Annotated in this window: 8 protein-coding genes; 1 reads left to right on the top strand and 7 read right to left on the bottom strand. The window is 70.9% G+C overall.

The window, feature by feature from the left end; genetic code table 11:
* Window positions 1-1,181, top strand: a 1,181-nt coding sequence (locus IEY61_RS29465; RefSeq protein ID WP_229706559.1) for a hypothetical protein, incomplete at its 5' end; no start/stop codon positions are given.
* A 460-nt stretch (window positions 1,182-1,641) separates the two neighbouring features.
* Here the strand turns inward: IEY61_RS29465 and IEY61_RS29460 are convergent.
* Genes IEY61_RS29460 through IEY61_RS32040 form a run of 7 tightly spaced genes read right to left on the bottom strand, consistent with a single transcriptional unit; the run spans window position 1,642 to window position 7,478 of the window.
* The gene (locus IEY61_RS29460; RefSeq protein ID WP_229706557.1) at window positions 1,642-2,280 is read right to left on the bottom strand and encodes a group II intron reverse transcriptase/maturase; all 639 of its coding nucleotides are present in this window, start codon (window positions 2,278-2,280) and stop codon (window positions 1,642-1,644) included.
* On the bottom strand, window positions 2,174-3,124 hold the full coding sequence (locus tag IEY61_RS31670; RefSeq protein WP_229706553.1) for an aminotransferase class V-fold PLP-dependent enzyme: 951 nt from the start codon (window positions 3,122-3,124) through the stop codon (window positions 2,174-2,176). Before IEY61_RS31670 ends, IEY61_RS29460 begins: the two co-directional genes overlap by 107 nt.
* A complete protein-coding gene (locus IEY61_RS29455; protein ID WP_189050282.1) occupies window positions 3,067-3,441 on the bottom strand; it encodes a hypothetical protein in 375 nt (124 codons plus the stop codon). The genes IEY61_RS31670 and IEY61_RS29455 overlap by 58 nt, the downstream gene beginning before the upstream one ends.
* A 26-nt stretch (window positions 3,442-3,467) precedes the next feature.
* Window positions 3,468-4,199, bottom strand: a complete 732-nt coding sequence (locus IEY61_RS29450; protein WP_189050280.1) for an SDR family NAD(P)-dependent oxidoreductase — start codon at window positions 4,197-4,199, stop codon at window positions 3,468-3,470.
* On the bottom strand, window positions 4,196-5,353 hold the full coding sequence (locus tag IEY61_RS29445; RefSeq protein WP_229706563.1) for an amidohydrolase family protein: 1,158 nt from the start codon (window positions 5,351-5,353) through the stop codon (window positions 4,196-4,198). The genes IEY61_RS29450 and IEY61_RS29445 overlap by 4 nt, the downstream gene beginning before the upstream one ends.
* Window positions 5,354-5,358: 5 nt before the next feature.
* Window positions 5,359-6,306, bottom strand: coding sequence for an alcohol dehydrogenase catalytic domain-containing protein (locus tag IEY61_RS29440; protein ID WP_189050269.1), 948 nt, complete (start codon window positions 6,304-6,306; stop codon window positions 5,359-5,361).
* Complete coding sequence (locus tag IEY61_RS32040) at window positions 6,303-7,478, bottom strand: ABC transporter ATP-binding protein (RefSeq protein ID WP_308424603.1); 1,176 nt, start codon at window positions 7,476-7,478, stop codon at window positions 6,303-6,305. Before IEY61_RS32040 ends, IEY61_RS29440 begins: the two co-directional genes overlap by 4 nt.
* Window positions 7,479-7,489: the final 11 nt, after the last annotated feature.

Here is a 7,489-nt window from a genome sequence, read left to right as displayed (position 1 = left end):
ACATTCCCTGGAATCCCAACCGACTCGAGCAGCGGTTCGGCCGGATCCACCGCATCGGCCAGCGTCACACCTGCCATCTCTGGAATCTGGTCGCGGTTGACACTCGCGAGGGTGACGTGTTCGAGACCCTGCTCGCCAAGCTGGAAGTCCAACGAGAGGCCCTGGGCGACCAGGTCTTCGATGTGCTCGGCCAAGTCCTCACCGACGCCAGCCTCGGCCAACTGCTCTCTGGGGCGTTGAGGGGGACAGCCCACGGCGAGATCGAGTCGGCCCTCGACCGGGTGTCCAGCGGCCTGGAATCGGCCGTGCGGCAGCGCGCCGCCACGTCGAGCACCCTCACGCCAACGGAACTCACCGCACTACGCAAGGCCATGGAGCAGGCCAGGGCATCCAGCTTCCAGCCCGATGTCGTGCGTGACTTCACACTCCGCTCGTTCGCCACCTTCCACGGCGACATCACTCAACTTGCCTCGGTGTGGCGGGTCGCCCACGTACCCGAACGGCTGCGCGCCCGGTTCGGTTCTTCGCTCAAGACTCGCTACAACGCGGTCACGTTCGAGCGCTCCGAGGGTCCCATCATGAGGATCGAACCTCCGGAGCTCATCTCACCAGGGCATCCCCTGCTGGGTGCGCTAATCCAGGCCGTCGACCGGGAGCATGGGGACGCCCTGACGCAGGGGATCGTTCTCGAGGACGACCGCGAGAACGACGACTACACGGTGCTGACTCTCGTGACGCCTGACTCAGTTTCCACTCACAAGATCTACACTAATGGCACCAAGCACGCCGTGAACCTCGCGCTCTACACCGACCTCCAAGTGGGCCGACCCGGCGCGCCAGACGAGATCGCCGCGGCGAAGAAGGCGATCGCCGCTCTTGGGGCACCTCACACCGACGCGCGTATCGCCGCAGTCGCCCACGTGCGGGGCACAGCAGATCCGCGGACAGGTGAAGCCTGGCGCACGGCACGCCAACGACTGCACGATGAGTTGACCGCAGCCGGCGAGGCACCGGTCAATGCCCTGCCCGGGCAGGGCTGGGACTTAATGACCGGCGACGACGAGATCACCTTCTGGTCGGCGGTCCCCGCGTCGAGCCACGCCCAACGCCGACGCTCGGAGCAGCACGCAGCAGCGAACGTCGGCGCAGCCCACTACATTCTGCGCGGCATCCACACGTAGCGGTCGCGCTTGCTAGTACGGCAGCCGCCTTTCGGGATCATGGCTGGAGTTCGAGGTTGAGGCGGTGTGTGTAGTGGGATTGTCGGGCTCGGGCTTGGTGCCGGCGTCGCCAGTGTGACCAGTGCAAGCGATGGGTGAGGTCGCTGATCGGGTGGATGATGAAGGCGTTGATCAGTCGGCGGACCTCGTTGACCGTCAGCTTGATCAGCCCGGTGTCGGCCGGGTCCTGGTGGGCTTCGTCGGCGGCGCAGATCGCCAGGACCGCGAGGGCGGCCAGGGCGAGGGTGGTGAACCGGTGCCAGGAGTCCCAGCGGCGGACCTGGTGCTGGTCCAGGCCGACCTGGCTCTTGGCGGTCTGGGTTGGGTGGGCCGCGCGGCGAGGTGCCCGTGGGGTCCTTTTCCGCGCGGCCTCCCGCCGAACCGGACGTGCGAGTTTCCCCGCATCCGGCTCTCCAGTGATCTATGCCGTGAGTGTGGTGGGTTGGCCTGCGTGGATGTGGTCGTGGCAGGTGTCGCAGACGACAAGGGCTTTGCGTTTGCGTCGGGCCATGACGGCTGCCCATGCGGGCTGGGTGGGTCCGGGCGGGCCGAGTTCGGCGAGGGTGCGGACGTGGTGCACGTTCATGTGTCCGGTCTGCTCGCAGAGCTCGCACCGCCGTTTCAGCAGGCGGGTGATCAGCTCTTTTCGAGGGTGATGCAGCCCGTCTGGTTGGCGGTCGTCGATGACCGCTGTTTTCTGCCGCTGTAGAGGGATGCCGCCGAACCTGGCGACCAGTGGTTTCCTGCCTTCGCGGTGCAGGGTCGCCTCGAAGCAGACCCGTGGCCCGCTCGGCGTGATGATTTTGGCCTGGTGTTTGCGGGCCATCCTCGTCGGCGTCGAGTGGTGCTTGGAGGCCAGGGTCCGTAACAGCGAGGACAGCATGACCCACCGCAGCCGGTGAAGTCGTTGGACGTCTCCGGCGAGCAGGTAGTACTGGACGATGCCTCGATACTCAGCCCCGTAGGTCGCGACGATGGTGTAGTCGTCGCGGTTGATGATCGGGGTGCGGCGCGCGGGTTGGCCGCGCTGGAGGTATCGGGAGCATTTGGCCTGGATCACCGACCGGGGCACCCTCAGAGCCACCTGACCGTTGACGTTGCGTCGGCCACGGGTCAGCTTGCGGTCGTTGTGTTGGACGGTGACGTCGTAGCCGAGGAATCTCGCCGCCGCCGTCCGCGAGCCGGTGCACGACATCGTCCACTGCCACGCCGGCACGGCCGACGTGTACGTGCAGCACCGGAACGTCCAGTGCGGGCTCATGTTCGCGGCGCACATCGAGCGCCGGGACCGCACGCAGCGCCGCCTCCGCCACCGCCAGCTCCGCGATGCCCGGCTCCTCGTCCCGACCCGGCTCGGCGAGGTAACGCTCCACCGCCGCCAACAGGCCCATGACCTGCTCACGTCCCACCTTCATCGGCCGGCCGACGCCATGGCGTGGCGGGTCCGGGCGCCGGCCACGCGCGGGCGGACGCCAGGTCGCCGACCGCTCGTCCATGTCCTGGTGGTGCAGCGCCACCGCGGCGATCAGGTCAGCACGGCCGCACAGTAGTCCGGACGCCTGAGGGCCACGCAGGCCCTTGCCGCCACTGACCGCCACCAGGTCGGCCCCGGCGGCGAGGAATCCGGTGAGCCGGTCCACCGGCGGCACGTGCAGAGCACCGTCCACGATCACGGGCACTCCGTGCCGGTGTGCGATCTCGCAGGTGTCGGCGAGCGGCAACAGGTTGCCCGGCCGGCCGGGCCGGAACAGCACCGCGGCCGTGGCCGGCCCGATGGCCCGGTCGAGTTCATCGGCGTGACAGGAGCTGGGGTAACCCACGGGAACCAGCCTCGCCCCGACCGAGGTCACCGCGTTGTCGTACGGATCGAGGTGTGCCAACGCCACCACGACCTCATGCCGCATGCCGCATGCCGCATGCCGCTAGGGTCCGGCAACCGGTCGATCAGCCGCGGGTCGTCGCCGGCCATCGCGACCGCCGTGGCCAGGGCGAGGCCCCCCGCCGCACCGGTGGTGACGTAGGCCGCCGGCACGCCGAGCAGCTCGGCCAGGCGCCGACCGGCGGCAGCCTGCAGCCGGTCCATCCGCACGCTATGCGCGGTCGCCTCGGTCATCCCGGCCAGCACCTGCGGGTGCAACGGCAGCCCACCGAGCCGGGTCGCCGGGCCCACCCCGTTGACCAGCGGGCGAACGCCGATCGCCGTGTAGCGTTCAGTAGACACCGCCACTTTCCTTCGCGTCGTGGCCGTCACCGGCCGAGCACCGTGCCACCATTGACACCGAGCAGCTGGCCGGTGATGAAACCGGCGCCCGGCGAGGCCAGGAACCGGATCGTCTGCGCCACCTCGGCGCTGGTCCCGGCCCGCCCGAGCAGCGTCCGACCGACCCGTTCGGCGTGGAAGGACTCGTTCGCCCGCTCACCGAAGAACTCCGTGTCCGGGATGTAGCCGGGCAGCACCAGGTTCGCGGTGATCCCGTCCGAGCCGAGCTCGGCGGCCAGCCAGTAGACCCACGCGTGCAGCGCCGCCTTCGCACCGCCGTACGAGCCGCTGTAGCCGCTGCCCAGCTGGGCGCCGATGGAACTGATGCCGATCACCCGGCCGCCCGGCCGGGCCAACCGCGGGCGTAGCGCCTCCACCAGCAGTACGGCGGTGAGCACGTTGTTGTCGAAGTCGTGGCGCCACTCGTCGGCCACGTCCGCCAGTTCCCGCGGTCGGCCGGCCCGGGTGCTGCCGGCGGCGGCGATCACGACGTCCACCGTGCACCCGCCGAGCGCCGCGGCGACGGTCGCGGCCCCCTTCGGCGTGCTGAGGTCGGCCACCACCGGGCGCACGGCCGGGCCGAGACGGCCGGCCACCGATCGCAGATGGCCCTCGCGCCGGCCTGCGATCCACACCGTGTCGCCCTGCGCGGCGAACGCCTCGGCGGCGGCAAGCCCGATACCGGACCCGCCCCCGCCGACCACCACGGTCGCGCTCACCCGGCGCCCGCCGTCCGGTCGAGCACCACGATCCCGGACGCGACCGTCAGCACCGGTTCCAGGCGGATCCGGCCCCGGAAGTTGTTGCCGTGCCCGTCCCGCCAGTCGATTCCGTCCGGCATGTCGACGAGCCGGAACACCGCCACGTCCGCGGGCGCTCCGGCCCGCAGCGTCCCCACGCCGGTGTCGGCCAGGCCGGCGATCGCGGCCGGCGCCAGGGTCGCCCGGGCGAACGCCTGCGCCTCATTCATGCCGAGCGCGAGGAACCTCGACAGCACGTCCGGCAGGGTGCCGACCAGGGGCTGCGAGTACGCGTGCAGGTCGCTGCTGATGCTGTCCGGCAGCACGCCCTCGGCGAGCATCGCCCGGGCCACCCGCACGTCGAAGCCGGACATGCCGTGCCCCACGTCCAGCCGCACCCCGCGATCCCGGGCGGCCCGCACTGACGCGCGGAGCCGGCCACCGGCCACGATCTCGTTGCCGGCGAAGCCGGTGCAGCAGTGCGTGAGCACATCGCCGGCGCGCAGCGCGGCCATGATGTCGTCCACCGGGCACGGCGCCGGGCCCAGGTGCACCATGAGCGGCAGGCCCAGCTCATCGGCGACCCGGCGGGCCCGGGCCATCGCGACCGGGCCGTGCGGACCCCCGACGTCGTGCGAGGCGCGGATCTTCACCCCGATCACCAGGTCGCGGTGCCGACGGGCGGCCTCGACAGCCACCCGCTCGTCGCAGTACGCCAGGGTGGTCAGCTCGCCGGCCAGCCGGATGCTCGTGGTGCCGATGGAGGCGATGTTCAGCCACACCCGTACCCGGCTGCGTCGGCCCGCGACGCTGGTCATCCGGAACGCGTCGATGAGGTGGCCGCCGGCGCTGCCCGCGTCGACGAACGTCGTGACGCCGGACCCGGCGCCTATCGTGTCGGCGTCCACCCCGAGGTCCTGACCGGCGAACACGTGCGTATGCAGATCCACCAGGCCGGGCGTGACCAGCAGCCCGGTCACGTCGACGACCCGGGCCGGGCCGTCGACGTCCCCGGCCACGACGCGGTCGCCGGCCAGGTGCACCTCCCCCGGCCGGAACACCTCCGCCACCGGGTCCAGGACGAGGCCGCCCCGCAGGACCAGCCGCTCGCGCACACCCGCTGCGCCATCCATCGCGGTCACGGGATGAGCATGGTCTTGACGTGCCGGGACGGGCCCCGCATCAACTCGTCGAACACGTCCACCCCGGCCGACAGGTCGCGCAACTCCAGCCAGCGTTCGTCCACCGAGGCCGCCATCGGCACCGCGGCCCGGAACTCGTCGTCGCGATAGCAGAAGCTGCCGAGGATCCGCTTCTCCCCCCGGATCATCGCCCGGCAGTCCATGTCGGAAGACTCCTCGTGCAGGCCCAGCCAGACCGTGGCGCCGCCGGGACGCAGCAGCTCCAGCGAGTCCGCTCGGGTACGGGCCGTGCCCACGGTGTCGATGATGACGTCGTAGGAGCCGCCAAGCCGCGTCGAGACGGAGCGCGCCCCGGACGCGGCCGCCACGGCGGTCCGGTCGGCGCTGAGGTCGGCCACGTCCACCGCCGCGAACCCGCCAGCCCGCAGCACCAGCAGCATGGCCATGCCCATCATCCCGGCCCCGATGACGCCGATGTCGAGTGCGTCGGCCAGGTCTTCCGCGACCAGCCCGGCCGCGTGCACGGCGTTGGCCATCGGCTCGACGAACGCGCCGCGCACCGCGCTGACCCCGGCGGGCAGCGGATGGCAGTTGGCCCGCGGCACCGCCACATACTCGGCGAACCCGCCGTCGCGCTGAATGCCGAGCAGGACCCGCCGCTCGCAGACGTTCGTCCGGCCGCGCCGGCAGTCGCGGCACGCACCGCACGCGATCAGCGGGTTCACCGCGACGAGTGTGCCGTCGTCCGCCCGGTGGCCGGCGAACTCGTGCCCCATCACCAACGGGGGCTTGCGGAACGGGCTGCGGGTCGCAAAGCCTTCGACCTCCGAGCCGCAGACGCCGGCCGCCGCCACCCTGATCAGCACGTCACCGTCCGCTGGCGCCGGCATGTCGAGGTCGGCAACGACGAGTTCCAACTCGCTGCGGTACAGCAACGCCTTCATGCTGCCGACACCTCCTCAATGCGGGCGGCCGGCTCCAGCCGCCGCCCTGTCGTCGCGTCGAACCAACTGCAGCCGGTCAGGTTCACCTGGACCCGGCACGCGTCATCCACCTCCAGGTCCACCCGGCCGGGCACCTTGGCGTAGAACAGGTCGCGAAGCTCGGCGGGGGCGTTGGCGTCGTCCTGAATGCCCGCGCCGAGCCGCAGCCCGACGACGCTCTCCCCGCCGAGGCGCTCCACCACCACGACGCGGGCTGCCAGGCCCGGGCCGTCCCGGCTCACCGCGATCCGCTCGGCCCGCACGCCGAGCGACACCCTCGTGTCGTCGGGGACCGATGCCGGGACCGCCGGCAGTCCCTGGCCGTCGGCCAGCACGATGCGCTGTCCGGTGACGGTCACCGGGAACAGATTCATGGCCGGTGAGCCGATGAAGCGGGCCACGAAGGTGTTGGCCGGGCGGTCGTAGATCTCCTCCGGGGTACCGTGCTGCTGCACCACCCCGTCCTGCAATAGGATCACCCGGGTTCCCATGGTCATCGCCTCGACCTGGTCGTGGGTCACGTAGACGAAGCTCACGCCGACCCGCCGGTAGAGTGCGGTGATCTCCGTGCGCATCTGGGCCCGCAGCTTCGCGTCGAGATTGGACAGCGGCTCGTCGAGCAGGTAGACCGCCGGCTCGCGGACCAGGGCCCGGGCCAGGGCGACCCGCTGCCGCTGGCCGCCGGAGAGGGTGCGCGGCCGGCGGTCCAGGTAGGGGGTCAGCTCCATCGTCTCGGCGATCTCCGCTATCCGGTTGCTGATCGCCGGGTCGCGCATGGCCCGCCGGCGGGCGAACCAGCCGAGCACCGGGATGTGCTGCCACCACCGGAACCGGCTCATCAACAACGGGAAGGCGATATTGGCCCGGACCGTCTTGTGCGGGTACAGCGCGTACGACTGGAACACGAACGCGACGTTGCGCTCCTTCGGCTCCAGGTCGTTGACGCGCTTGCCGTCGAAGAGCAAGTCCCCCGACGTGATGTCGACCAGGCCGGCGATCATCCGGAGCATGGTGGACTTGCCGCAGCCGGACGGTCCGAGCAGCACCAGGAACTCGCGGTCGGGAATCTCGGCCGTGAACTCCTCGATGACTCGCGTGTCGCCGTAGGACTTACTGAGACCGGAAAAGGTCAAGGCTGGCATGG

The organism is Micromonospora sonchi (genome assembly GCF_014646235.1).
Lineage (GTDB): Bacteria > Actinomycetota > Actinomycetes > Mycobacteriales > Micromonosporaceae > Micromonospora > Micromonospora sonchi.
This window is presented reverse-complemented; position numbering and strand designations above follow the sequence as displayed.

Bases quoted from the DNA above. Each gene is read 5' to 3' on its own strand.
- IEY61_RS31670 (WP_229706553.1), bottom strand. From the start codon at position 3,124: ATGCGGCATGAGGTCGTGGTGGCGTTGGCACACCTCGATCCGTACGAC.
- IEY61_RS29445 (WP_229706563.1), bottom strand. From the start codon at position 5,353: ATGGATGGCGCAGCGGGTGTGCGCGAGCGGCTGGTCCTGCGGGGCGGC.
- IEY61_RS29440 (WP_189050269.1), bottom strand. From the start codon at position 6,306: ATGAAGGCGTTGCTGTACCGCAGCGAGTTGGAACTCGTCGTTGCCGAC.